We start from the raw sequence: 23,415 nt of genomic DNA on the forward strand, positions 1-23,415 counted from the left end.
CCGCTCCCGGCTTCCCGCCAAGATCCGCTTTCCCGTTTTTCCCCGCCTCTCCTGCCCAGCCGCCATGTCCGACCTCGCCTCCCGCCTCGACAGTTTCCTCGCCCGCCTCGAACAATGGTTGCCGCCGCAGTTGAGCGACGCCGACTGGGAGCAGGCCGTCGCATTCCGCTGGCGCAAGCGGCAGAGCCTGTTCGGCAACATCGGCTACCTGCAGGCGATCCGCCAGTTGCCGCCGATCCACCTCGACGACCTCAAGAACATCGAGCGCCAGAAGGACGCCATCGTCGCCAACACGCGCCAGTTCGTGCGGTGCCTGCCGGCCAACAACGTGCTGCTGACCGGCGCGCGCGGCACCGGCAAGTCGTCGCTGATCAAGGCCTGCCTCAACGCCTTCGTCAAGGACGGCCTGCGCCTGGTGGAAGTGGACAAGGACGACCTGGGCGACCTCGGCGACATCGTCGAGCAGCTGGCGGCGCGCCCGGAGCGCTTCGCCATCTTCTGCGACGACCTGTCGTTCGAGGACGGCGAGTCGGGCTACAAGTCGCTCAAGTCGGCGCTGGACGGCTCGGTGGCCGCGCAGTCGGACAACGTGCTGATCTACGCCACCTCCAACCGCCGCCACCTGCTGCCCGAGTACATGAAGGACAACGAGACCTACCGCCACACCGACGACGGCGAGATCCATCCCGGCGAAGTGGTGGAGGAAAAGATCTCGCTGTCCGAGCGCTTCGGCCTGTGGCTGTCGTTCTACCCGCCCAAGCAGGACGAGTACCTGGCCATCGTCGGCCACTGGCTCCAGCATTTCGGCTGCTCGGACGAGGACGTGGCCGCCGCGCGCGGCGACGCGCTGGTGTGGGCGCTGGAGCGCGGCTCGCGCTCGGGCCGCGTGGCCTGGCAGTTCGCGCGCGACTGGGGCGGCAAGCATGGCAAGCCGTTCGTCGCCTCGGCCGAAGGCCAGGCATGAGCGAGGCCCCGCAAAGCGCCGCCGGCACCGCGCGCAAGGTGACGGAGGTCGCCGTGGGCGTGCTGGTGCAGCCCGACGGCCGCTTCCTGCTGGCGCAGCGCCCGGCCGGCAAGCCCTACGAAGGCTATTGGGAATTCCCGGGCGGCAAGCTCGAGCCGGGCGAATCGGTGGAGGAAGCGCTGGCGCGCGAACTGCACGAGGAGCTCGGCATCGCGGTGTCGCAATCGGTGCGCTGGCAGGTGCTCGAGCACGATTACCCGCACGCCTACGTGCGCCTGCATTTCTGCAAGGTCACGGCATGGTCGGGCGAGCTGGTGGGGCGCGAAGGGCAGGCGTTCTCATGGCAGTCGGCGCCGGTCGAAGTGGGACCGCTGCTGCCGGCCACGGTGCCGGTGGTGGCGTGGCTGGCTGACGAGGGCAAGCGCTAAGACTGCGCTTCGTCGGGCAAACCGGTGGCATGCGGGGCGCAGCGACTGTGACCACAGGCGCGGGCCGGCGATGCGCGATGGCGGTATGAACCGCTGCAGACGCCGGCCAACGCCGCGCCTCAGTCCTCGTCGTCCTGCTCCGCCGACGGATCCTCGCCGGGTTTGCCGCCGATCACGTATTTTTCCGAGGCCCACGCGCCGAGGTCGATCTGCTTGCAGCGCTCGGAACAGAACGGGCGGAACTTGTTCTCCGGCACCCAGGCCACATCCTTGCCGCAGGTGGGGCACTTGACTACGGTTGTCATCGCTTCAGAAATTGCAGAGCTTGAGCAGGAAGGGAATGTCGGCATCCACGGAGCGCGGGCGCAGGTCGCCGTCCTGCTGCGTGAAACGGACCCACAGCATGTACTTGTTGGCGCTCATCTCGGGGATGAAGGCCAGCAGCGAGTCGTCGAGCATCACCTGCATGAGCTGGTAGCTGCGGCCCGACAGCATCTGCTGGTAGCTGCCGCCGGTGGCGATGACCTTGCCGCTCTGGCCGGACTCGCGCAGCAGCCGCAGCACGGTGTTGGTGCCCATGCGCAGCGCCACCAGCGGGCGCGCCCACTTGAGGATGTCGGCGCGGCGGTCCTCGGCCGGGCGATGCTGCCATGCGTAGTAGGCCGGCAGGTCGAATTCGCAGGTGCCGCCGGGAATGATGGCGCGGCTGCGGATGCTGGTGAGCCACTCGTTGTCGGTCAGCAGCTGGCCGGCCTTGCCCACCACCTGGTTGAGCTGCGACATGGCCTGCTCGATCTCGCCGATGACCGCGTCGAGCGCGCCCTGGTCGATCTGCGGGTTGGCGCGCAGCGCGGCCAGCGCCTGGCGCTGGCGCTCCAGTTCCTTGAGCAGGTCGGTCTTGAGGTCCGCGCGGCCGGCCACGTCGATAACCTCGAACAGTGTCGTCAGCGCCACGTGGTGCTGCAGGGCATGATCCTGGCCGAGGAAATAATCCAGGCGATCGAACAGGTCTTCCAGGCGCAGGAGAGTCCTGATGCGTTCGTTGAAAGGATATTCGTACAGAATCAAGTGATTGTCCGGGCGGCAGGGCGGTTTGGCGGGCGGCGTTGCTGGCGGGGTTGCTGGCTACGGGGCCCAGTATGGGACCATTTCCCGCTTGTATCCAGCGCATTCTATGCGAGTCCGCGTGGCAGGACAACGAAAGCGCCGACTAAAGGTGCATCCCGCGCCACCGGTTCCCGCCGGCCGTATCAGCGCCATCGGCTGCATCGGCTGCATCGGCTTCCCGGGCGGCCCCATCGGTTCCTTCGGCGCTCAGCCGGCGGCGAGCGCGCGGTAGAGCCGGTCGAGCCGCTCCACCTGCGGCGCCAGCGCCTCGGGCGGGCCGTCGTTGTCGACCACGTCGTCGGCGCGGGCCAGCCGCTCGGCGCGGCGGGCCTGCTTCGCCATGATGGCCTCGACCTGCGCGCGCGTGAAGCCGTTGCGCGCCATCACGCGCGCCACCTGCGTGGCCTCGCTGCAATCGACCACCAGCACGCGGTCCACGCGGCTGGCCCAGGTGCCGGACTCGACCAGCAGCGGCACCACGTAGATCAGGTAGGGGTGCCGGCCCGCCGCGCGGATCTCGGCGGCGCGGGCCTCGGTCAGCTGGCGGATCAGCGGATGGGTGATGGCTTCGAGCCGGGCCTTGGCCGCGGGGTCGGCAAACACCAGCGCGCGCATGGCGTCGCGGTCCATCGCGCCGTCGGCGCGCAGGCAGCCGGGGCCGAAGGCCGCCACCAGCGCGGCAATGGCCAGCCCGCCCGGCGCGGTGATCTCGTGCGCCAGCAGGTCGGTGTCGATCAGGGCGGCGCCGCGCGCGGCGAACAGGTCCGCCACGCGGGTCTTGCCGGAGCCGATGCCTCCGGTCAGTCCGATTTGCAGCATGTCCGTATCCAGGCTATCCAGGCTTGCATGGGTGGGCGGCGCGCCGTCAGCCCGCCAGGCCCAGCGGCAGCACGTTGGCGCCGAAGAACAGCACCAGCAGGCCGGCGCCGGCGATATAGGGGCCGAAGGCGAAATGCGTATCGCGATCCTGACGGCGCAGCGCGATATTGGCAAGCGCGAACACCAGCCCCACCACCGACGACAGCAGCACCAGCGCCGGCAGCGCCTGCCAGCCGAACCAGCCGCCCAGCGCCGCCATCAGCTTGAAGTCGCCGTAGCCCATGCCTTCCTTGCCGCGCACCAGCTTGAACGCCCAGTACACCGTCCACAGCAGCAGGTAGCCCGCCGCCGCGCCGGTCACGGCGTCGGCCAGCGGCGCGAACAGCCCGCCGAGGTTGAGCAGCAGGCCCAGCCACAGCAGCGGCAGCGTGATCTGGTCGGGCAGCAGCTGCGTGTCCGCGTCGATCAGGGTGAGGGCGATCAGCGCCCAGATCAGGGCGATGGCCGCCAGCGCCTGCCAGGTCGGGCCGAAGTGGGCGGCGGCCAGCGCGGTGAGCAGCGCGGTGCCGGCTTCGACCAGCGGGTAGCGCTTGCCGATCGGCGCCTTGCAGGCCGAGCAGCGCCCGCGCAGCGCCAGGTAGCTCAGCACCGGGATGTTCTCCAGCGCGCCGATCGCGTGGCCGCAATGCGGGCAGGCCGAGCGCGGCACCATCAGGTTGTAGGTCTCGGGGTGGGGCAGCGGGTCGTCGCGCAGCGAGGCGATGTAGTTGGCCTCGTCGTGCTCCATCATGCGCGGCAGCCGGTGCACCACCACGTTGAGGAAGCTGCCGACCACCAGGCCGAGCAGCGCCGCCGCCGTCACCAGGAACCAGGGCGGCAGCAGCGCCAGCGACGCGATGGCCTGCGCGGGCGCCGCCGGTGCGGAAAACGCGGAGAGCGCGCCGGCGGCGCCGTGCGCGGAAAACAGCCACTGCATGCGTTACACCACCTGTCCCAGTTTGAAGATCGGCAGGTACATCGCCACCACCATGCCGCCGATGAGCACGCCCAGCACCACGATGATGAGCGGCTCGATCAGGCTGGAGATGGCGGCCACGGCGTCGTCCACCTCGCGCTCGTAGAACTCCGCCACCTTCAGCAGCATGTTGTCCAGCGCGCCCGACTCCTCGCCGATCTGCGTCATCTGCAGCACCATGTTGTCGAACACGTGGGTGGCCTGCATGGCGTTGGTCAGGCTGGTGCCGATGCGCACCGACTGCTCGATCTCCCGGGTGGCGTCGTAGTAGACCCAGTTGCCGGCCGCGCCGGCCACCGACTCCATCGACTCCACCAGCGGCGTGCCGGCGGCGAACATGGTGGCCAGCGTGCGCGTCCAGCGCGCGATCACGGCCTTGCGGAACAGCGAGCCGAAGATCGGCAGCCGCAGCAGCATCCGGTCGCTGGCGCGCTGCACCTTCTCCGAGCGCTTGAGGCTGCGCAGGTAGAAGGCGATGCCGAACACCGGCACGCCGATCACGATGTACCAGTTGTTGACGAAGAAGTCCGACATGGCGATCACGGCCAGCGTCGGCGCCGGCAGGTTGGCGCCGAAGCTCGAGAACACGCCCTTGAAGGCCGGGATCACGAAGATCATCAGGATCACCGTCACGGCGAAGGCCACCGTCAGCACCGCGATCGGGTAGATCATGGCCGACTTGATCTGACTCTTCAGCGCGATGGTCTTTTCCATGTAGAGCGACAGGCGCTCCAGCAGGGCGTCCAGGATGCCGCCCTGCTCGCCGGCGTCGATCAGGTTGCAGTAGAGCGTGTCGAAGTAGCGCGGCTGGCGGCGGAAGGCCTGCGCCATGCTGCTGCCCGATTCGATGTCGAAGCGGATCTCGGCCAGCAGCTGCGTGAAGTTCGGGTTGGCGTGGCCGCGCGCGATGATGTCGATCGACTGCAGCAGCGGGATGCCCGCCTTGAGCATGGTCGAGAGCTGACGCGTGAAGTACGCGATGTCCTTCTCGGTGATCTTGCGCCCGCGCGCGGCGCGCCGCTTCTTGAGCTTGACCACGGTGAGGCCCTGCTTGCGCAGGGTGGCGTTGACCTCGGCCTGGCTCTCGGCGCGCAGCTCGCCCGTGAACACCTTGCCCTTGCGGTCCTTGCCCTCCCACTCGAAGATGTACTGCGTGGGCGCCTTACGCCCAGATTTCCCCTTGGGCGCAGCCGCCTTGCGAGCGGCGGCGGCTGGTGCGCGTGTCGCCATGATTGACCCCAAATGACATGCTTTGTTGTTTTACATATTGGTTGTTGCCAGCACTTCTTCCAGCGAGGTGACGCCCTGCTTCACCTTGGCCAGGCCGGCTTCGCGCAACGATAGCACGCCGTCGCGGCGCGCCTGCTCGGCGATCTGCAGCGCGGTGCCGTGCGCGAGGATGATCTGCTGCATCGCCTCGGTGATCGGCATCACCTGGTAGATGCCGCAGCGGCCCTTGTAGCCGGTGCCGTTGCAGCGCTCGCAGCCGACCGGGTGGTAGGGCTGCCAGCTGCCGTCGAGGTCGGCCTCCTGGAAGCCGGCGTCGACCAGCACCTCGCGCGCCAGCTCGCCGGGCCGCTTGCACGTGCACAGGCGGCGCGCCAGCCGCTGCGCGGTGATCATCAGCACGCTCGAGGCGATGTTGAACGGCGCCACGCCCATGTTCATCAGGCGCGTGAGCGTGGTCGGCGCGTCGTTGGTGTGCAAGGTGGAGAACACCAGGTGGCCGGTCTGGGCCGCCTTGATCGAGATGTCGGCGGTTTCCAGGTCGCGGATTTCGCCGACCATGATGATGTCCGGATCCTGCCGCAGGAACGAGCGCAGCGCCGCGGCGAAGGTCAGGCCGGCCTTCTCGTTGACGTTGACCTGGTTGATGCCGGGCAGCTGGATTTCGGCCGGGTCCTCGGCCGTGGAGATGTTGATGTCGCCCTGGTTGAGCCGGTTCAGGAAGGTGTACAGCGACACCGTCTTGCCGCTGCCGGTGGGGCCCGTCACCAGCACCATGCCGTAGGGGCGCTTGATGACGTCGAGCAGCAGCGCCTTCTGCGCCGGCTCGTAGCCGAGCTGGTCGATGTCCAGCTTGTCGGAGGACGACTCCAGGATCCGGATCACGATCTTCTCGCCGAACAGCGTCGGCAGCGTGGAGACGCGGAAGTCGATCGCCTTCTCGACGACCTCCTTGGGCTCCTTGCCGTCCTTGTCCTTCTCGGCGTTCTTGTCCTTGGGCAGCGCGATCAGCAGCTTCATGCGGCCGTCCTGCGGCACGCGCTTTTCCGAGATGTCCAGGCGCGACAGCACCTTGATGCGGGTGGCGATCTTGTCGCGGATGTCGACCGGCGGGCGCGCCACCTCCTGCAGCACGCCGTCGACGCGGAAGCGGATGCGGTAGAAGGTCTCGAACGGCTCGAAGTGCAGGTCGGAGGCGCCGCGGTGGAAGGCTTCGGTCAGCAGCTTGTGCAGGAAGCGCACCACCGGCGCGTCGTCGATGTCGCCGGCGGTCTTGTTGCGCTGGGCGGCGGCGGAGGCGACCGGGTCGTACTCGATCATCTTGCGCTCGGCCTGCACCGGCGCGATCGACTTGAGCGTGCCGCCGCCGTCCTCGCTGGCGGAGCGCACGTACTGCATCAGCTTGTCGTGCTCGACGACGACGGTATCGACCGGCAGGTTGTACTTCTGCTTGATGGCGTCGAGCCCGGCCTGGTTGCCCGGGTCGGACAGGGCCAGCACCAGGCGGTTCTCGCGCCGGCCCAGCGGCAGCAGCCGGTGCGCGTGGAACTCGCGGTTGCCGGCCAGCGCCGGCGGCACCTTGTTCAGGTTGTACTGGCCCAGATCGACCAGGGGCAACTGATATCTATCAGCCGCGAAGATCGCCACATCGTGCGCAGTCATGGTGCCGCTGGCGATGATCTCGTCGATCAGCTGCGACTTTTTTTCTCGTGCCGACTGTTCAAGCTGGGCGAGCAGGGCAGGCGCGATGCGCCGGCTCTGTGCAAGAGCTAGACCAAGTGTCATGGCAAAAAAGCTGGTGGCCGGCAAGCGGCCGAAAGACCCCGAATCGGCGCAGTTTGCAGGCGGGGTCACTTTTTGTAAAGGCGAGGCGCGCCCGGCGTTGGCGTTTGCGCGACAGGTGCGCAACCCTACTGGCGCGGGGGGATGGGTGTGGCGCCGGCGGCGGGGTGGCCGGGAGGCGTCAGGCGGCGGCGGTCCGGCCGCAGCATGGTGAGGACACGGACCGGAGACCCGGACGAAAAAATCGCGCGGACGAACGCGGACGAAAAAAAAGCCGCACATCGCTGTGCGGCTTTTCTTGTACGGTCTTGCCGACCGTGAAAACTGGTCGGGGTGAGAGGATTCGAACCTCCGGCCTCTACGTCCCGAACGTAGCGCTCTACCAGGCTAAGCTACACCCCGTTTTTCTTGCTTTTTTCTATCGCTGCGCCAGAAATATTGTTGCAGCGAGAAAGCACACAAGTGTAGCAGCCTTTTTTTCGGATGGGAAGAGGCAACCGCATGTTCCTTGTGTTTTTGCTGTCAGGCCCGCTTGCCGGGGCCGCCCGATTTCACGACTGGCGCTGCAGCGAAAACGCGCACAGGTCGATCAGCGTCTGCTTGAGCGGCGACTCGGGGAATTGCCGCGCGGCCTTCTCCGCCGCCTCGGCTTCGCGCCGCGCGGCTTCGAAGGTGACTTCGAGCGCGCCGCTGTCGTGGATCGCCGCGAACACCGCGTCGAAGTGCTCGGTGCCGCCTTGCACGATGGCGTCGCGCGCGAGCGCGCGCTGCGCGTCGGTGCCGTGCTCGAGCAGGTGCAGCAGCGGCAGCGTGGGCTTGCCCTCGCGCAGGTCGTCGCCGGCGTTCTTGCCCATCTGCTCGGCGCTGGCGGTGTAGTCCAGCATGTCGTCGATGAGCTGGAAGGCCGTGCCGATGCGCCGCCCGTATTCGGCCGCGGCTTCCTCGGCGGTGGCGTCCGCGCCGGCCAGCACGGCGCCGAGCTGGGCCGAGGCCTCGAACAGCTTGGCGGTCTTGTAGCGGATCACCTGCAGGTAGCGCTCCACGGTGACGTCGGGGTCGTGCATGTTGAGCAGTTGCAGCACCTCGCCCTCGGCGATCACGTTGGTGGCGTTGGAGAGGATCTCCATGATGCGCATGCTGCCGGCGTCCACCATCATCTGGAACGCGCGCGAATAGAGGAAGTCGCCCACCAGCACGCTGGCGGCGTTGCCGAACACCGCGTTGGCGGTCTGGCGGCCGCGCCGCAGCTCGGACTCGTCGACCACGTCGTCGTGCAGCAGGGTGGCGGTGTGGATGAACTCCACCACGGCGGCCAGCTCGTGGTGGCGGTGGCCGTCGTAGCCGAAGGCCCGCGCGGACAGCAGCAGGATCACGGGGCGCAGGCGTTTGCCGCCGGCGCTGATGATGTATTCGCCGATCTGCTCGATCAGCGGCACTTCGGAGGCGAGCCGCTGGCGGATCACCGAATCGACGGCGCGCATGTCGGCAGCGACCGGGGCAAGCAAGGCAGTGGCGGAAGACTGGGACAAGATGTTCACCGTTACGCAAAACCCGCCGATTATAAGCGATGCGGGTGTATGTATGTCCCCTGAACGGGGGGTGCCGGGGTCGCGGGCCGGGGCATGCGCGTGGCGCGGGCGCCATGCACGCGCGGCCTATAATGTCCGCATGACCGAAAGACATTTTTCTTCGCGTCGCCGGCTGCGCCGCACCGCCTGGTGGGCTGCCTTCGCCGCCCTGGCGGGCTTCCTGCTGGCGGACCTGATCTGAGCCGGGCCCGCGCCGGACCCCGTCCGTGCGCCACGCAATGTGCGCGAGGCGCCGCCGGACAGGCTATGTACCTGTTTTCTTTGTACTTTTACCGGATCTGGTATAGAATCACGGGTTTCCTCCGGCCGCTTTGCATTGTTTACGGCTGCGCCGGCGGGAGATAACCGGCGCCAATTGGGCTGTCCGGGCCATCCGGACCCTCCTGCCCAAGCAGGGCGGACGGAGCGCCAGGGCAGGCCGGCATTGGCTTTCGGCGTTTTATTTCACATCGAGAGGTTCGACAATGTACGCGGTCGTAAAAACCGGCGGCAAGCAATACAAGGTTGCTGCTGGCGAAAAACTTAAAGTAGAACAGATACCGGCAGACATTGGCGCAGAAATCACGCTCGACCAGGTGCTCGCAGTGGGCGCCGGCGACCAACTCAAGTTTGGTACGCCGCTGGTGAGCGGGGCTTCCGTCAAGGCTACCGTTATCTCCCAAGGTCGTCACGACAAGGTGAAGATCTTCAAGATGCGCCGTCGCAAGCACTACCAGAAGCGTCAAGGCCATCGTCAAAACTACACCGAGCTGCGCATCGAATCGATCGTCGCCTGAGCTGCCGCTCAGTCCACATCGAAATCGAATTCAAGCGTAACCAGGTAAAGTCAAGCGACAGGAGTTAGTCATGGCACAGAAAAAGGGCGGCGGTTCCACACGGAACGGCCGCGATTCCGAATCGAAGCGTCTGGGCGTCAAGGTGTACGGTGGCCAGGCCATCAACGCCGGCAGCATCATCGTGCGTCAGCGCGGTACGCGCGTGCACCCGGGCGAGAACGTCGGCATTGGCAAGGATCACACCCTCTTTGCCCTGATCGACGGTCACGTGCAGTTCGCCGTCAAGGGCGCTGCCAAGAAGCAGCAGGTCAGCGTCGTTCCGGCAGCCTGATCACCGCCTTTGCAGCACGAAGGCCCCGCAGCACTTGCGGGGCTTTTTCATTTCTGGCGACAATCCCGTTGTCGCCATCCGCCACGCCCGCGCTCCCCGCCCTTCCGGCCGGGCGCGCGGCGCGGCCGCTCCACCACGGAAGGTCATCATGAAGTTCATCGACGAAGCCAGAATTGAAGTCATTGCCGGCAATGGCGGCAATGGCAGCGCATCGATGCGGCGCGAGAAATTCGTCCCCTTCGGCGGACCGGACGGTGGCGACGGCGGCCGCGGCGGCAGCGTGTTCGCGGTGGCGGACCGCAACATCAACACCCTGATCGACTTCCGCTACGCCAAGAAGCACGTGGCGCGCAACGGCGAGAACGGCCGCGGCGCGGACTGCTACGGCGCCGGCGGCGAGGACGTGACGCTGCGCATGCCGGTCGGCACGCAGATCCTGGACATGGACACCGGCGACCTGATCGCCGACCTGACCGAGCACGGCCAGACCGTGTGCCTGGCCGAGGGCGGCATGGGCGGCTGGGGCAACCTGCACTTCAAGTCCAGCACCAACCGCGCGCCGCGCCAGCAGGTCGACGGCAAGCCCGGCGAGCGCCGCATGATCAAGCTCGAACTCAAGGTGCTGGCCGACGTGGGCCTGCTGGGCATGCCCAATGCCGGCAAGTCCACGCTGATCTCGCACATCTCCAACGCGCGCCCCAAGGTGGCGGACTATCCGTTCACCACGCTGCACCCGAACCTGGGCGTGGTGCGCGTCGACCACGAGCAGTCCTTCGTGGTGGCCGACATCCCCGGCCTGATCGAAGGCGCGGCCGAGGGCGCCGGGCTGGGCCACCAGTTCCTGCGCCACCTGCAGCGCACCGGCCTGCTGCTGCATATCGTGGACCTGGCGCCGTTCGACGAGAACGTGGACCCGGTGGCGGAGGCGCGCGCCATCGTCAACGAGCTGAAGAAATACGACGAGAGCCTCTACGACAAGCCGCGCTGGCTGGTGCTCAACAAGCTGGACGTGGTGCCGGAGGACGAGCGCGAGAAGCGCGTCAAGGATTTCGTCAAGCGCTACAAGTGGAAGGGCCCGGTGTTCCGCATCTCCGCCCTGACTGGCGAAGGCTGCCGCGAACTGATCTACGCGATCAAGGACCACCTCGCCGCGATCAAGGCCGAGGAGGCCGCCGCGCTGGCCGAGCCGGACATCCGCTTCGACGAGCGCCTGCACAATATCGACCATTCCGGCACGGAGCAGGACTGATCCGCTCCGCGCCAGCCAGCCAGCAACGACAGCCGCAGTACCCAGAAGACAGGATCCCGCCATGCAATCGGTCATCGCCCAGGCAAAACGTATCGTCGTGAAGGTCGGGTCCAGCCTGGTGACCAACGACGGCAAGGGGCTCGATCACGACGCCATCGCCCGCTGGGCGGCCCAGATCGCCAAGCTGCGCATGGCCGGCAAGGAAGTCGTGCTGGTCAGCTCGGGCGCCATCGCCGAGGGCATGCAGCGCCTGGGCTGGGTGCGCCGCCCGAAGGAAATCCACGAATTGCAGGCCGCCGCCGCGGTGGGCCAGATGGGGCTGGCGCAGGTCTACGAAAGCCAGTTCGGCCGCTACGGCATCCGCACCGCCCAGGTGCTGCTGACCCACGCCGACCTGGCCGACCGCGAGCGCTACCTGAATGCGCGCTCGACCCTGCTGACGCTGCTCTCGCTCGGCGTGGTGCCGATCATCAACGAGAACGACACGGTCGTCACCGACGAAATCAAGTTCGGCGACAACGACACCCTCGGCGCGCTGGTCACCAACCTGATCGAAGGCGACGCGCTGGTGATCCTGACCGACCAGCGCGGCCTCTACACCGCCGACCCGCGCCGCGACCCGCAGGCCGTCTTCGTCGAGGAAGCGCTGGCCGGCGCGCCCGAGCTCGAGGCGATGGCCGGCGGCGCCGGCAGCTCGATCGGCCGCGGCGGCATGCTGACCAAGATCCTGGCCGCCAAGCGCGCGGCCAAGTCGGGCGCCCACACCGTGATCGCCTCGGGGCGCGAAGCCAACGTGCTGGAGCGGCTGGCCGGCGGCGAAGGCATCGGCACCCAGCTGCTGGCGCCGACCGGGCGCCTGAACGCGCGCAAGCAATGGATGGCCGACCACCTGCAGATGCGTGGGCGCGTGGTGATCGACGCCGGCGCGTGCGAAAAGCTCACCAGCGGCGGCAAGTCGCTGCTGCCGATCGGCGTGGTGGAAGTGGAGGGCGAGTTCGCGCGCGGCGAGGTCATCGCCTGCGTCGACGCCGGCGGGCACGAGGTGGCGCGCGGCATCACCAACTATTCCAGCGCCGAGGCGCGCCTGATCGCGCGCAAGCCGTCGTCCGAGATCGAGCGCGTGCTGGGCCATCAGAACGAGCACGAGCTGATTCATCGCGACAATCTCGTGCTGGTCTGACGGGCCGGGGAAGGCAAACAAGAAAGGCTGCACATCGTGCAGCCTTTCTTGTTTGCCCACAAACCTTCAATTGCCGAAGGTTTGCTCCCCTCTCTCACGCCAGCGGGAGAGGGGAGAACACAAGCGGCAAGCCGATGCTGTCTGCCAGTAGCTCGCCGCCCGCTGCCGCTCAGCGCGAGAACAGGCTCTTGCGCGGCGCGTCCCCGCGCATCTGCCGGACGATCTCCTCCGCCGTGCCGGCCGCTCCGCGGCCCTCGCAGAGGAAGTCGGTGGCGAGCGCGTTGGCGTAGTTGTTGCGCGTGCCCTTGACCACGCGGATCCAGCCGTCGCGGTCGTCGCTGCCGTTGCGCACCCATTCCTTGGCGCCCTTGGGCAGCGTGGCGAACAGCTTGCGCTCGTAGGAATCGCAGCGGAAGCCTTCGAAGCTGCTGGTGCGCGTGCCGCCCGGGCCGCGGATCACCACCGTGTAGCGCACCGCGCCGTCCTTGCCGACCACGACCGACCTGGCGTCCACGGCGAAGTCGAAGTTGCCGGTGGGGCTGACCTCGAACGGGATCAGGTCGGCGTCCTGCGGCAGCGCGGGCAGCGGCGTCGCCGCCTCGTTGAACTCGCGCGGCCCGAACAGCGGCGCGAACAGGCTCGATTCCTTCTTGGGCGTGTAGTCCTCGGCGTCTTCGTCCGGGGCGTCGACCTGGGTGTAGTTCGGCTTGGTGCTGCCGCAGCCGGCCAGGCCCAGGGAAAGGGTTGCCGCCAGCAGGCAGGCGGCGGTCAGCCGGGAGCGAAAGCCCCGGCCGGCGGATTCAATCATCGGTACTCCGTTCTGTGGACGCCGGCATGGCCGGCGGTGTTGGGCCGTGATCGCCGGCCTGCTCGTCGCACGGGCCCTGCGGCTCGTGCGCGAGGCGGCCGTCGGCCCCGGCGTGTTCGTCCGGCGCGCCACGGCCCGCGGGGCGTGCCGCGGCGTGCCTGCCGTGCGCGCCGTGGGTCCCGTAGGGGCTCAGCGGCGCGCGCGCATTGCGCTGCAGGAAGCGCGACAGCTCGTTCAGCGCGAGCTGGTACACCTCGCGCTTGAACTCGATGACGGCATCGAGCGGTACCCAGTAGTGGCTCCAGCGCCAGGCATCGAACTCCGGATGGTCGGTGGCGCGCAGGCGGATGTCGCAATCGCGGCCCGCCATGCGCAACAGGAACCAGATCTGCTTCTGCCCCCGGTAATGGCCGCGGATCTCGCGGCGGATGAACTTGTCCGGCACCTCGTAACGCAGCCAGTCGCGCGTGCGACCGACGATCCTGACGTGCTCGGGCAGCAGACCGACTTCTTCATGTAGCTCGCGGTACATCGCCTGTTCCGGCGTTTCGCCGTATTTGATGCCGCCCTGTGGAAACTGCCATGAATGCTCGCCGATGCGCTTGCCCCAGAACACCTCGTTCCGTGCGTTGATGAGGATGATGCCGACGTTCGGGCGAAAGCCTTCACGATCGAGCATGACTGCACCTCGAATCCTTTAGAATTACGTCGATTATAAAGGAAGCGCGTAATGCGGCTTGTGCAACGGGATGCTGGTTTTCCCCGAGCGAAAAGCGCTGTTTCAGGCACGCGCGCGCCACGAATTCGCGCCAGTCCCCGCCCGCGCTCCGCGGGACGGGCATGGCCTTACGAGAAAGCAACGGATGAAAGCCTCGCAATTCTTCATTTCCACCCTCAAGGAAGCCCCTTCCGACGCGGAAATCGTCTCGCACAAGCTGATGACGCGCGCCGGCATGATCAAGAAGCTCGGCGCCGGCATCTACAACTACATGCCGGTGGGCCTGCGGGTCATCCGCAAGGTGGAAAACATCGTGCGCGAGGAAATGAACCGCGCCGGCGCGGTCGAGCTGTCGATGCCGGTGATCCAGCCCGCCGAGCTGTGGCAGGAAACCGGCCGCTGGGACAAGATGGGCCCCGAGCTGCTGCGCCTGAAGGACCGCCACGAGCGCGACTTCGCCGTGCAGCCGACCTCCGAGGAGGTCGTCACCGACATCGCCCGCAGCGAAATCCGCAGCTACAAGCAGCTGCCGGTCAATTTCTACCAGATCCAGACCAAGTTCCGCGACGAGCGCCGGCCGCGCTTCGGCATCATGCGCGGGCGCGAGTTCACCATGAAGGACGCCTACTCGTTCGACCGCGACGTGGCCGGCCTCAAGGTGTCCTACGACAAGATGTTCAATGCCTACGTGCGCATCTTCGAGCGTTTCGGCCTGGAATTCCGCGCCGTGGCGGCGGACAACGGCGCCATCGGCGGCTCGGGCTCGCACGAGTTCCACGTGATCGCCGATACCGGCGAGGACGCCATCGTCTATTGCCCGACCTCGGACTACGCCGCCAACATGGAGGCGGCCGAAGCCCTGCCGCTGCTGGCCGGGCGCGCCGCGCCGGCCGAGGCGCTGGTGAACACGCCCACGCCGGGCAAGGCCAAGTGCGAGCAGGTCGCCGAGCTGCTGGGCATCCCGCTGGCGCGCACGGTCAAGTCGATCGTGCTGGCCACCGACGGCGAGGCCGGCGCGCAGATCTGGCTGCTGCTGCTGCGCGGCGACCACGAGCTCAACGAGGTCAAGGCTTCCAAGGTGCCCGGCCTGGCCGAGTTCCGCTTCGCCAGCGAGGCCGAGATCGTCGAGACCTTCGGCACGCCGCCCGGCTACCTGGGTCCGATCGGCACGAAGAAGCCCGTCAAGGTGGTGGCCGACCGCACCGTGGCCAACATGAGCGACTTCGTCTGCGGCGCCAACCAGAAGGACTACCACCTGACCGGCGTGAACTGGGGCCGCGACCTGCCCGAGCCGGCCGTGGCCGACCTGCGCAACGTGGTGGCGGGCGACGCCTCGCCGGACGGCAAGGGCGTGCTGGAAATCTGCCGCGGCATCGAGGTGGGCCACGTGTTCATGCTCGGCACGCGCTATTCGGAGTCGATGGGCGCCACCTTCCTCGACGAGAACGGCAAGACCCAGCCCATGCAGATGGGCTGCTACGGCATCGGCGTCACGCGCATCCTGGGCGCCGCCATCGAGCAGAACTTCGACGAGCGCGGCATCATCTGGCCGGCGGCCATCGCCCCGTTCGCGGTGGTGATCTGCCCGGTCGGCTACGACCGCTCGGAAGCGGTCAAGGCCGAGGCCGACCGCATCCACGCCGAGCTGCTGGCGGCCGGCGTCGACGTGATCCTGGACGACCGCGGCGAGCGCCCCGGCGCGATGTTCGCCGACTGGGAGCTGATCGGCGTGCCGCACCGCGTGGTGGTGGGCGACCGCGGCCTCAAGGAAGGCCGCGTGGAGTACCAGGGCCGGCGCGATGCCGAGGCCACGCAACTGCCGGTGGCCGACGTGGTCGGCCACGTGCGCGGCCTGCTGACCGCCTGAGCCCATGCGCGCCGCGGGCAGACGCGCCGGTGCAAGCCGCCACCGCCTGAGCCTGGGCGCGCGCCTGGCGCGCGCCGGCGCCGGCCTGCTGCTGGCGCTGAGCGCGGCCGCGCACGCGGGCGCGCAGAAGGAAGAAGACCTCGCCGATTCCGTGCGCGGCGCGCTGGCCGCCGCCATCGCGGACAGCCGGCCGCTGCGCCCGGCCTTCGCCACCGGCGGCGAGCAGCTCGCCTACGTGAAATGGCTGGAGGAGATGTCGCACCGGCTGGCCGCGCGCATCCCCGAGCCGCAGGTGCGCATCGAGCTGATCGAGACCGCCTACTACGAGGCCAAGCGCGCCGGCCTGGAGCCCGCGCTGGTGCTCGGGCTGGTGCAGGTCGAGAGCAATTTCCGCAAGTACGCCATCAGCGGCGCCGGCGCGCGCGGCCTGATGCAGGTGATGCCGTTCTGGTCGCGCAGCATCGGCGACGGCGACGCGCGCAAGCTGTTCCACCTGCAGAGCAACCTGCGCTACGGCTGCACCATCCTGCGCTACTACCTGGACCGCGAGCAGGGCGACCTGTTCCTGGCGCTGGGGCGCTACAACGGCAGCCGCGGCCGGCCCGAGTATCCCAACGCGGTGCTGGCGGCGTGGAAGCGCTGGCAGTATTCCGAGGCCAGCGTCACGGTGGCCGGCGACCCCGATCCCGCCGCCGCGCGCGCGCGCGTGCTGCCGCCCGAGGCGCCGTCGCGCAACCCGTTCTCGCCGCAGCGGCTGGCCAATCCCTCATGAGCACGCCCGGCGGCCCCGCAGGCGGCGGTTCCGGCAAGGCCGGCTACGCCAGTTCCTCGCCGGACCTGGAGCGCTGGCTGCGGCGCCATATCGGGCAGGGCTTCAACGCCGAGGCGCTGGTGCAGTCGATGTGCCAGTCGGGCTACGACGCCGGCTTCGCGCGCGCCACGGTCGGCGCGGCGCTGGCCGCCATGCGCGGCCCGGCGGAGGGCGATGAGGCCGACGCGGGCGGCGCCGGCGCCGCGAACACCGCTGGCGCCGCCGGGAGTGCCGGTGCCGCCCGGGAAGCCGGCGGCCCGGCGTCGCCCGCCACGGCGCGCGGCCACGCCACCGGCTTCCCGGCGCGCAACGCCGCGCACCATGCCGGGCGCGACATCCCCATCCTGTTCGCGCTGGCCGCGCCGCGCGTGGTGCTGTTCCAGCAACTGCTGACCGGCGACGAATGCGACGCCCTGGTGGCGCTCGCGCGCGGCCGCCTGGCGCGCTCGCCGGTCATCAACCCGGACACCGGCGACGAGAACCTGATCGACGCGCGCACCAGCATGGGCGCGATGTTCCAGGTCGGCGAGCATCCGCTGATCGAGCGCATCGAGGACTGCATCGCCAGCGTCACCGGCATCGCCGCCGACCGCGGCGAGGGCCTGCAGATCCTCAACTACAAGCCCGGCGGCGAATACCAGCCGCACTACGATTTCTTCAATCCGCTGCGCCCCGGCGAGGCGCGCCAGCTCCGCGTGGGCGGGCAGCGCGTGGCCACCGTGGTGATCTACCTCAACAGCCCGCCGGCCGGCGGCGCCACCGCCTTTCCCAAGCTCGGCCTCGAAGTGGCGCCGGTCAAGGGCAACGCGGTCTATTTCAGCTACCGCAAGTCCGACGGCACGCTCGACGAACGCACGCTGCACGCCGGTCTGCCGGTCGAGCAGGGCGAGAAGTGGATCGCCACCAAGTGGCTGCGCGAGCGGCCCTACCGCACCGGATGACACCCGTCCAGCCGGGCCGGCCCGGTCGCTACTGGTTCGACCCGGCCATGCCCTTCGTCGAGAGCCGCTGCGCCAGCGACAGCGGCGCGGCCTATCTGCCGCACACCCATCCCACGCTGTCGGTGGGCGCGGTCGACGGCGGCCACAGCCTGTTCAGCACCGAAGCCGGCGCGGTGCGGCTGTCGCCCGGCGACGTGGTGGTGATCCCCGCCGGGCAGGTGCACGCATGCAACCCGGAGCCGGACCGGCGCTGGAGCTACCAGATGCTGCATGTCGACGCGGCGTGGGCGGCCGCGGCGCTGGCCGCGCGCGGCGCGGCGGCGCCGGCCGCGCTCGCGCGCGTGCGCATCACCAGCGCGGCCGACACCTACGCCGCGCTGTGCGCGCTCAACCGCCTGCTGTTCTCGGCGGCGCCGTGCGCGCGCAAGGCGGCCGCGCTGGCCGCCTTCCTCGCCGCGCTGCTGGGCGGCGCGGACCCGCGCCAGACCGTGCGCGCGCCGCGCCCGCCGGCCGGCCGCGCGCGGCTCGCCCGCGTCGTGGCGACGCTGCGCGAGCGCCATGCCGAGCCGCTGCCGCTGGCCGAGATGGCGCGCGCCGCCGGCATGAGCCGCTACCAGCTGATCCGCGCGTTCCGCGCCGAGACCGGCATGACGCCGCACGCCTACCAGCTCGACCTGCGCATCAACCATGCGCGCCATCTGCTGCGCGCGGGCGGCGCCCCGGCCGACGTCGCCCAGGACCTGGGTTTCTCCGACCAGAGCCATTTCCAGCGCGCCTTCAAGCAGCGCGTCGCGCTCACGCCGCGCGGCTTCCAGCGCCGCGCCGGCTGAACCGCGCGCGGGCCCTGGGGCCGCAATTTTCTCCAATACCACCGCCCGCCGCGACGGCCAGACTTCGTGCTCGACACGAAAGGACTGGCATGGACTCATTCGCTGCATCCGGCTTCGGCCAATTCGTCATGGTGGCGGGCGCGCATTTCCTCGCGCTGCTCAGCCCGGGGCCCGATTTCTTCCTGGTGGTGCGCAGCTCGCTGGTGCTCGGCGCGCGCCGCGCCGCCGCCGTCTGCCTGGGCATCGCGCTCGGCAACGGGGTGTTCATCGGCGCCGCGCTGGCCGGGCTGGCCGCCACGCGCGCCAGCCACGGCGTGCTGGCGCTGCTGCAGTGGGGCGGCTGCCTGTACCTGGCGTGGCTGGGCTGGCGCCTGCTGTCGGCCAGCGGGGAAACCGCGCTGCCCGGCGAGAGCGACGAGAGCGACGAGAGCGACAACGGCGACAACGGCGGCGGCCGGCCGACGCCGAGCGGCGGCTGCGCGGCGCAGCTCGTCGCCGGCTTCCTGTCGGCCGTGCTCAACCCGAAGAACGCGCTGTTCTACGCCAGCCTGTTCTCGGTGCTGGCCGGCCGCCGCACGCCGGCCGCGGCGCAGCTCGGCTACGGCCTGTGGATGTTCGCCGTGGTCTTCGGCTGGGACCTGCTGGTGGCCTGGGGCGTGCGCCTGCCGCCGGTGCGCGCGCGCTTCGCGCGTTCGGTGCGCGGCGTGGAGCGCGTCACCGGGCTGGTGTTGTGGGGCATCGCGCTGTGGGTGGCGGCGACCGCGTTGCAGGCAGGGCGTTTCTAGGCGGCGCGTCGCGGGGTGCCGGCCCGCCGCGCGGGCCGCGACTGGCGAAGGCCGTACCGCCAGTTTTCCGGCTGACCGTACCGGTACTGTACTGGCGTGCTCGGCTAGACTGGGCTGCCTCGTTGTCCGCCCCCCGATGGAGTCAGTCATGGCAGTTCCCCAGCTCGTTGCCGGATCCGGCGTGTTCGCCGCGTTCTCTGCGTTCGCCCTCGTGTCGTCGATCACGCCCGGCCCCAACAACACGATGGTGCTCGCCTCGGGCGTCAATTTCGGCTTTGCGCGCACGGTGCCGCACATCCTCGGCATCAGCCTGGGCTTCGCCGTGATGGTGGCGGTGGTCGGGCTCGGGCTGGGCTCGCTGTTCGCCGCGCTGCCGTGGACCTGGACGGTGCTGCGCGTGGTGGCGGCGCTTTATCTCGCCTGGCTGGCGTGGCAGCTGGCCAGCTCGGGCGGCGTGCAGGAGCGCCAGGTGGCGCAGCCGATGGGCTTCCTGCCGGCCGCGGCGTTCCAGTGGGTCAACCCGAAGGCGTGGGTGATGGCGGTGGGCGCGTGCAGCACCTACGTGCTGCACGGCAACGTGTGGCTCAACGTGCTGCTGCTGGCCGGGGTGTTCGCGGTGATCAACCTGCCCAGCGTGGCGATGTGGGCGGTGTTCGGCGCGGCGCTGCGGCGCTGGCTGGCGCAGCCGCGCGTGCTGCGCGTGTTCAACGTGGCGATGGCGCTGCTGCTGCTGGCCTCGCTGTGGCCGATCCTCAGCGCAAGGCCCTGATCGCGGGCAGGTTGCGCCAGTAGCCGTGCGCGTCCATGCCGCAGCCGAAGACGTAGCGCTCCGGCACCGTGAAGCCGCAGAAGTCCGGGTGCATGGGCTTGGGCTTTTGCAGCACCTTCTCGCACAGCACCGCGGCGTAGACGCCGGTGGCGCCCATGTCCAGGATGCGCTGGCGGATCGCCGCCATCGTCTCGCCTTCGTCGAGGATGTCGTCGAGCACCAGCACCGTGCGGTCCTTGACGGACTCGCGCGGCGCCACGCGCCACTGCATCTCGCCGCCCACGGTCTTGTTGTTGTAGCGCGAGAGGTGGATGTAGTCGAATTCCAGCGGGAACGCCAGCTTGGGCAGCAGCATGCCGGTGAAGACCACCGCGCCGCCCATCACGGACAGCACCAGCGGGAAGGTGTCGCCCATCTTGGCCGTGATCTCGGCGGCCATGCGGTCCAGCGAGTCCTGCACCGCCTGCGCGCTGACGATTTCCTCGGAGTTGGCCCACAGCTCGCGGGCCTGTTCGGCGCTCATCATGATGTCGATCCTGTCTCAGACTGTCTTTGTCGGTGGCCGCGCGGGGGCCTTGCGATGGTCCCGGCGGTCGGCCCGGGTTTGGCTCAGCGGTTGAAGAGGCCTTTCATGCCGCCCTTCATGGCGCCCATCGAGCGCATCATCTTCATCATGCCGCCGCCCTTGAGCTTCTTCATCATGCCCTGCATCTGGTCGAACTGGTTGAGCAGGCGGTTGACCTCCTGCACCGGCACGCCGGCGCCGGCCGCGATGCGGCGCTTGCGGCTGGCCTTGATCAGCTCGGGCTTGGCGCGCTCGGCGGCGGTCATGCTGTTGATGATGCCTTCCATGCGGCGCACCTGCTTTTCCGCCACGTCCATGTTGGCGCCCTGGGCCTGCTGGGCGAACTGCGCCGGCAGCTTGTCCACCAGGCTGCCCAGGCCGCCCATCTTCTTCATCTGGCCGATCTGGGTCTTGAAGTCCTCGAGGTCGAAGCCGCCGGTCTTCTTGATCTTCTTGGCCAGCTTCTCGGCCGCTTCCATGTCCACGCCGCGCTGGGCTTCCTCGACCAGCGCGAGGATGTCGCCCATGCCCAGGATGCGCTGGGCCATGCGCTCGGGGTAGAACGGCTCGAGGCCGTCGAGCTTCTCGCCCACGCCGACGAACTTGATCGGCCGGCCGGTGATGTGGCGCACCGACAGCGCCGCGCCGCCGCGCGCATCGCCGTCGAGCTTGGTCAGCACCACGCCGGTCAGCGGCAGCGCGTCGTGGAACGCGCGCGCGGTGTTGACCGCGTCCTGGCCCAGCATGGCGTCGACCACGAACAGGGTCTCGGCGGGCTTGAGCTCGGCGTGCAGCGCGGCGATCTCCTGCATCATCGCCTCGTCGATGCCCAGGCGCCCGGCCGTGTCGACGATCAGCACGTCGTGGTAGTGCTTGCGCGCCCAGTCCACCGCCGCGCGGGCGATGTCCACCGGCTTCTGGTCCGGCTGGGAGGGGAAGAAGTCGGCGCCGACCTGCTCGGACACGGTCTTGAGCTGGGCGATGGCGGCGGGGCGGTACACGTCGCACGACACCGTCAGCACTTTCTTCTTCTTGTTTTCCTTGAGCCACTTGGCCAGCTTGCCCACGGTGGTGGTCTTGCCGGCGCCCTGCAGGCCGGCCATCAGGATGATGGCGGGCGGCTGCACGGCCAGGTTCAGCTCGCCGCTCTTGTCGCCGGCGGTGAGGCTTTCCTCGCCGCCGATGACGGCGGTCAGCTCGCGCTGCACCACGCCCACCAGCGCCTGGCCGGGGGTGAGGCTGGACACCACGTCCTCGCCCAGCGCCTTTTCCTTCACGCGGGCGATGAATTCGCGCACCACCGGCAGGGCCACGTCGGCCTCGAGCATGGCCAGGCGCACCTCGCGCAGCATTTCGGCGGTATTGGCTTCGGTCAGGCGAGCCTCGCCGCGCATGGTCTTGACGACCCGCGCCAGGCGTTGAGTGAGATTGTCCAGCATGGCAGAGAAGTCCGGGGGTAGGGCTTGTTTGGGGGCCCGGGCGGCACCGGGCCGGCGTCTCGCGAGGCCGGGCGCAGGTTCCGGGGCCAGGCTCACGCGCGGCTCGGGGGCGGCTCGAGCGCGGCGCCACCGGGGCGGGGGCGCTAGGGTAAACTGTGCAAATGGCCATTGTACTGTATGCCTTGACGGCACTTCTCTATTGCGGCCTGGCCTTTCACGGCTGGGCGACGCGCAATCCGCAGCTCGCGGCTGCCGGTGCCGCCGGCGCCGGCGCGGGCGGCACCACCGCCACCGTGCTGCTGCAGGGCGGCGGCGGCACGCGCGGCGAGGGGCGCCCGGCCTGGTGGCATGTGCTGATGCTGGCCGCGCTGGCCAGCCACGGCTTGCTGCTGCACGAGACCATCTTCCCGGCCGACCGCATGATGTTCGGCTTCGCCTTCGCGCTGTCGGCCATGCTGTGGCTGGGCGTGGGCATCTACTGGATCGAGAGCTTCTTCTTCTCGCTGGCCGGGCTCGGGCTGATCGTGTTCCCGGTGGCGCTGCTGGCCAGCCTGATCCCGCTGGCCTTCCCCGGCGCGCAGATCCTCGGCTACGCCGCCGCGCCGCTGTTCAAGCTGCACTTCGTCATCGCCAACGTGGCCTACGGGCTGTTCACGCTGGCCGCCTTCCACGCCTTCCTGATGCTGCTGGCCGAGCGCCGCCTGCACGGCTTCAACCGCTCGCCGCAGGCCGGCGCGGGCGCGGCGCCGGCGCAGTGGGTGGGCCGCTGGCTGGACCTGCTGCCGCCGCTGCTGACGCTGGAGAAGCTGCTGTTCCGCCTGATCGGCGCGGGGTTCGTGCTGCTGACCCTGACCATCCTGTCGGGCCTGCTGTTCTCCGAGCAGCTGTTCGGGCGCGCGTTCCGGCTGGACCACAAGACCGTGTTCGCGCTGCTGTCGTGGCTGATGTTCGCCGGCATCCTGGCCGGGCGCAGCTTCTACGGCTGGCGCGGGCGCACGGCCTTGCGCTGGGTGATCGCGTCGTTCGGCATCCTGCTGCTGGCCTACGTGGGCAGCCGCTTCGTCATCGAAGTCATCCTGCACCGGTTCTGAGTCCCGCATGGCACGCATCGTCCTCGTCCTGGCCGTGTTGCTGGGCTTCTTCTGGTGGCTGCGCCAGCGCGCCGAGGCGCGCCAGGCCGGCGAGCGCGACGCGCGCCCGCCCCGCCCTCAATCCCAACCGCAGCCCGCGCCGCAGGAGCCGATGGTGCAATGCGCGCGCTGCGCCGTGCACCTGCCGCGCGGCGAGGCCATCGCCTACCGCGGCTTGCACTATTGCCGGCGCGCGCATCTGCCGCCGGACAGCGACGCGGACAATCCCGCCGCATGAAGGGGGCCGCGCCACCGCCCGCGCCGTCGCGCCCGCCGGCCCGCTCC

Annotated in this window: 25 protein-coding genes and 1 tRNA gene; 14 read left to right on the forward strand and 12 right to left on the reverse strand. The window is 69.1% G+C overall.

Annotated features, from left to right (window positions below):
- Nucleotides 1-64 precede the first annotated feature (64 nt).
- The gene (locus K206_RS0128570; RefSeq protein ID WP_020205780.1) at nt 65-964 is read left to right on the forward strand and encodes an ATP-binding protein; all 900 of its coding nucleotides are present in this window, start codon (nt 65-67) and stop codon (nt 962-964) included.
- Nucleotides 961-1,392: an NUDIX domain-containing protein gene (locus tag K206_RS0128575; protein ID WP_020205781.1), complete on the forward strand. Its 432-nt coding sequence runs from the start codon at nt 961-963 to the stop codon at nt 1,390-1,392. The genes K206_RS0128570 and K206_RS0128575 overlap by 4 nt, the downstream gene beginning before the upstream one ends.
- 119 nt (nt 1,393-1,511) lie before the next feature.
- Here K206_RS0128575 and K206_RS0128580 read toward each other — a convergent pair whose 3' ends face one another.
- The 8 genes from K206_RS0128580 to ispB all read right to left on the reverse strand — a co-directional run bounded on the left by K206_RS0128580 (nt 1,512) and on the right by ispB (nt 8,823).
- Complete coding sequence (locus K206_RS0128580) at nt 1,512-1,697, reverse strand: DNA gyrase inhibitor YacG (RefSeq protein WP_029044199.1); 186 nt, start codon at nt 1,695-1,697, stop codon at nt 1,512-1,514.
- 4 nt (nt 1,698-1,701) lie between these two features.
- Nucleotides 1,702-2,460 carry a cell division protein ZapD gene (gene zapD / locus K206_RS0128585; protein WP_020205783.1) on the reverse strand — a complete coding sequence of 253 codons (759 nt, stop codon included), beginning with the start codon at nt 2,458-2,460 and terminating at the stop codon, nt 1,702-1,704.
- Between the two features lie 246 nt (nt 2,461-2,706).
- Entirely contained in the window at nt 2,707-3,318 is a 612-nt protein-coding gene (coaE, locus tag K206_RS0128590) for a dephospho-CoA kinase (protein WP_020205784.1), read from the reverse strand.
- Between the two features lie 46 nt (nt 3,319-3,364).
- A complete protein-coding gene (locus K206_RS0128595) occupies nt 3,365-4,294 on the reverse strand; it encodes an A24 family peptidase (RefSeq protein ID WP_020205785.1) in 930 nt (309 codons plus the stop codon).
- 3 nt (nt 4,295-4,297) lie between these two features.
- Nucleotides 4,298-5,563 carry a type II secretion system F family protein gene (locus tag K206_RS0128600; protein ID WP_029044200.1) on the reverse strand — a complete coding sequence of 422 codons (1,266 nt, stop codon included), beginning with the start codon at nt 5,561-5,563 and terminating at the stop codon, nt 4,298-4,300.
- A gap of 30 nt (nt 5,564-5,593) precedes the next feature.
- Nucleotides 5,594-7,345, reverse strand: a complete 1,752-nt coding sequence (gene pilB, locus K206_RS0128605) for a type IV-A pilus assembly ATPase PilB (RefSeq protein ID WP_029044201.1) — start codon at nt 7,343-7,345, stop codon at nt 5,594-5,596.
- A gap of 322 nt (nt 7,346-7,667) precedes the next feature.
- Nucleotides 7,668-7,744: transfer RNA gene (locus K206_RS0128610), tRNA-Pro, on the reverse strand.
- Between the two features lie 149 nt (nt 7,745-7,893).
- A complete protein-coding gene (ispB, locus tag K206_RS0128615; protein ID WP_020205788.1) occupies nt 7,894-8,823 on the reverse strand; it encodes an octaprenyl diphosphate synthase in 930 nt (309 codons plus the stop codon).
- A 572-nt stretch (nt 8,824-9,395) separates the two neighbouring features.
- Between ispB and rplU the strand changes: the two genes are divergently transcribed.
- From rplU to proB, 4 genes are all read left to right on the forward strand, one after another.
- Nucleotides 9,396-9,707, forward strand: a complete 312-nt coding sequence (rplU, locus tag K206_RS39575) for a 50S ribosomal protein L21 (RefSeq protein WP_020423953.1) — start codon at nt 9,396-9,398, stop codon at nt 9,705-9,707.
- Nucleotides 9,708-9,777: 70 nt separating this feature from the next.
- Nucleotides 9,778-10,038: a 50S ribosomal protein L27 gene (gene rpmA / locus K206_RS0128630; RefSeq protein ID WP_020205791.1), complete on the forward strand. Its 261-nt coding sequence runs from the start codon at nt 9,778-9,780 to the stop codon at nt 10,036-10,038.
- A gap of 148 nt (nt 10,039-10,186) precedes the next feature.
- Nucleotides 10,187-11,287, forward strand: a complete 1,101-nt coding sequence (gene cgtA, locus K206_RS0128635; RefSeq protein ID WP_020205792.1) for an Obg family GTPase CgtA — start codon at nt 10,187-10,189, stop codon at nt 11,285-11,287.
- A gap of 61 nt (nt 11,288-11,348) precedes the next feature.
- Nucleotides 11,349-12,467, forward strand: a complete 1,119-nt coding sequence (gene proB, locus K206_RS0128640) for a glutamate 5-kinase (protein WP_020205793.1) — start codon at nt 11,349-11,351, stop codon at nt 12,465-12,467.
- A gap of 169 nt (nt 12,468-12,636) precedes the next feature.
- Here proB and K206_RS0128645 read toward each other — a convergent pair whose 3' ends face one another.
- Nucleotides 12,637-13,275: a CNP1-like family protein gene (locus K206_RS0128645; RefSeq protein ID WP_020205794.1), complete on the reverse strand. Its 639-nt coding sequence runs from the start codon at nt 13,273-13,275 to the stop codon at nt 12,637-12,639.
- Entirely contained in the window at nt 13,268-13,954 is a 687-nt protein-coding gene (locus tag K206_RS0128650) for an RNA pyrophosphohydrolase (RefSeq protein ID WP_020205795.1), read from the reverse strand. Before K206_RS0128650 ends, K206_RS0128645 begins: the two co-directional genes overlap by 8 nt.
- 184 nt (nt 13,955-14,138) lie before the next feature.
- On the opposite strand from K206_RS0128650, the gene K206_RS0128655 reads away from it, so the two are divergent.
- The 6 genes from K206_RS0128655 to K206_RS0128680 all read left to right on the forward strand — a co-directional run bounded on the left by K206_RS0128655 (nt 14,139) and on the right by K206_RS0128680 (nt 19,996).
- Entirely contained in the window at nt 14,139-15,860 is a 1,722-nt protein-coding gene (locus tag K206_RS0128655; protein ID WP_020205796.1) for a proline--tRNA ligase, read from the forward strand.
- Nucleotides 15,861-15,864: 4 nt separating this feature from the next.
- Entirely contained in the window at nt 15,865-16,632 is a 768-nt protein-coding gene (locus K206_RS0128660) for a lytic transglycosylase domain-containing protein (RefSeq protein WP_020205797.1), read from the forward strand.
- On the forward strand, nt 16,629-17,612 hold the full coding sequence (locus K206_RS0128665) for a 2OG-Fe(II) oxygenase (protein WP_020205798.1): 984 nt from the start codon (nt 16,629-16,631) through the stop codon (nt 17,610-17,612). Before K206_RS0128660 ends, K206_RS0128665 begins: the two co-directional genes overlap by 4 nt.
- Nucleotides 17,609-18,442 carry an AraC family transcriptional regulator gene (locus K206_RS0128670; RefSeq protein WP_155888307.1) on the forward strand — a complete coding sequence of 278 codons (834 nt, stop codon included), beginning with the start codon at nt 17,609-17,611 and terminating at the stop codon, nt 18,440-18,442. The genes K206_RS0128665 and K206_RS0128670 overlap by 4 nt, the downstream gene beginning before the upstream one ends.
- Before the next feature lie 89 nt (nt 18,443-18,531).
- Nucleotides 18,532-19,227 (forward strand): LysE family translocator, encoded by a 696-nt coding sequence (locus K206_RS0128675; RefSeq protein WP_020205800.1) that lies wholly within the window; start codon nt 18,532-18,534, stop codon nt 19,225-19,227.
- Nucleotides 19,228-19,375: 148 nt separating this feature from the next.
- Nucleotides 19,376-19,996, forward strand: coding sequence for a LysE family translocator (locus K206_RS0128680; protein ID WP_029044203.1), 621 nt, complete (start codon nt 19,376-19,378; stop codon nt 19,994-19,996).
- Here K206_RS0128680 and K206_RS0128685 read toward each other — a convergent pair.
- Nucleotides 19,980-20,522 (reverse strand): hypoxanthine-guanine phosphoribosyltransferase, encoded by a 543-nt coding sequence (locus K206_RS0128685; RefSeq protein ID WP_020205802.1) that lies wholly within the window; start codon nt 20,520-20,522, stop codon nt 19,980-19,982. The genes K206_RS0128680 and K206_RS0128685 overlap by 17 nt on opposite strands.
- An 83-nt stretch (nt 20,523-20,605) precedes the next feature.
- Nucleotides 20,606-22,000: a signal recognition particle protein gene (gene ffh / locus K206_RS0128690; protein WP_020205803.1), complete on the reverse strand. Its 1,395-nt coding sequence runs from the start codon at nt 21,998-22,000 to the stop codon at nt 20,606-20,608.
- Nucleotides 22,001-22,161: 161 nt separating this feature from the next.
- On the opposite strand from ffh, the gene K206_RS0128695 reads away from it, so the two are divergent.
- On the forward strand, nt 22,162-23,091 hold the full coding sequence (locus tag K206_RS0128695) for an inner membrane protein YpjD (protein ID WP_020205804.1): 930 nt from the start codon (nt 22,162-22,164) through the stop codon (nt 23,089-23,091).
- 7 nt (nt 23,092-23,098) lie between these two features.
- The gene (locus K206_RS0128700; RefSeq protein WP_020205805.1) at nt 23,099-23,368 is read left to right on the forward strand and encodes a PP0621 family protein; all 270 of its coding nucleotides are present in this window, start codon (nt 23,099-23,101) and stop codon (nt 23,366-23,368) included.
- The last annotated feature ends 47 nt before the right edge of the window (nt 23,369-23,415 follow it).

The organism is Cupriavidus sp. WS, assembly GCF_000395345.1.
Taxonomy (GTDB): Bacteria; Pseudomonadota; Gammaproteobacteria; order Burkholderiales; family Burkholderiaceae; genus Cupriavidus; species Cupriavidus basilensis_B.

Coding starts and splice junctions, on each gene's coding strand:
- K206_RS0128570 (WP_020205780.1), top strand. CDS start 65: ATGTCCGACCTCGCCTCCCGCCTCGACAGTTTCCTCGCCCGCCTCGAA.
- K206_RS0128575 (WP_020205781.1), top strand. CDS start 961: ATGAGCGAGGCCCCGCAAAGCGCCGCCGGCACCGCGCGCAAGGTGACG.
- K206_RS0128580 (WP_029044199.1), bottom strand. CDS start 1,697: ATGACAACCGTAGTCAAGTGCCCCACCTGCGGCAAGGATGTGGCCTGG.
- coaE (WP_020205784.1), bottom strand. CDS start 3,318: ATGCTGCAAATCGGACTGACCGGAGGCATCGGCTCCGGCAAGACCCGC.
- K206_RS0128595 (WP_020205785.1), bottom strand. CDS start 4,294: ATGCAGTGGCTGTTTTCCGCGCACGGCGCCGCCGGCGCGCTCTCCGCG.
- K206_RS0128600 (WP_029044200.1), bottom strand. CDS start 5,563: ATGGCGACACGCGCACCAGCCGCCGCCGCTCGCAAGGCGGCTGCGCCC.
- pilB (WP_029044201.1), bottom strand. CDS start 7,345: ATGACACTTGGTCTAGCTCTTGCACAGAGCCGGCGCATCGCGCCTGCC.
- ispB (WP_020205788.1), bottom strand. CDS start 8,823: ATGCGCGCCGTCGATTCGGTGATCCGCCAGCGGCTCGCCTCCGAAGTG.
- rplU (WP_020423953.1), top strand. CDS start 9,396: ATGTACGCGGTCGTAAAAACCGGCGGCAAGCAATACAAGGTTGCTGCT.
- rpmA (WP_020205791.1), top strand. CDS start 9,778: ATGGCACAGAAAAAGGGCGGCGGTTCCACACGGAACGGCCGCGATTCC.
- cgtA (WP_020205792.1), top strand. CDS start 10,187: ATGAAGTTCATCGACGAAGCCAGAATTGAAGTCATTGCCGGCAATGGC.
- proB (WP_020205793.1), top strand. CDS start 11,349: ATGCAATCGGTCATCGCCCAGGCAAAACGTATCGTCGTGAAGGTCGGG.
- K206_RS0128645 (WP_020205794.1), bottom strand. CDS start 13,275: ATGATTGAATCCGCCGGCCGGGGCTTTCGCTCCCGGCTGACCGCCGCC.
- K206_RS0128650 (WP_020205795.1), bottom strand. CDS start 13,954: ATGCTCGATCGTGAAGGCTTTCGCCCGAACGTCGGCATCATCCTCATC.
- K206_RS0128655 (WP_020205796.1), top strand. CDS start 14,139: ATGAAAGCCTCGCAATTCTTCATTTCCACCCTCAAGGAAGCCCCTTCC.
- K206_RS0128660 (WP_020205797.1), top strand. CDS start 15,865: ATGCGCGCCGCGGGCAGACGCGCCGGTGCAAGCCGCCACCGCCTGAGC.
- K206_RS0128665 (WP_020205798.1), top strand. CDS start 16,629: ATGAGCACGCCCGGCGGCCCCGCAGGCGGCGGTTCCGGCAAGGCCGGC.
- K206_RS0128670 (WP_155888307.1), top strand. CDS start 17,609: ATGACACCCGTCCAGCCGGGCCGGCCCGGTCGCTACTGGTTCGACCCG.
- K206_RS0128675 (WP_020205800.1), top strand. CDS start 18,532: ATGGACTCATTCGCTGCATCCGGCTTCGGCCAATTCGTCATGGTGGCG.
- K206_RS0128680 (WP_029044203.1), top strand. CDS start 19,376: ATGGCAGTTCCCCAGCTCGTTGCCGGATCCGGCGTGTTCGCCGCGTTC.
- K206_RS0128685 (WP_020205802.1), bottom strand. CDS start 20,522: ATGATGAGCGCCGAACAGGCCCGCGAGCTGTGGGCCAACTCCGAGGAA.
- ffh (WP_020205803.1), bottom strand. CDS start 22,000: ATGCTGGACAATCTCACTCAACGCCTGGCGCGGGTCGTCAAGACCATG.
- K206_RS0128695 (WP_020205804.1), top strand. CDS start 22,162: ATGGCCATTGTACTGTATGCCTTGACGGCACTTCTCTATTGCGGCCTG.
- K206_RS0128700 (WP_020205805.1), top strand. CDS start 23,099: ATGGCACGCATCGTCCTCGTCCTGGCCGTGTTGCTGGGCTTCTTCTGG.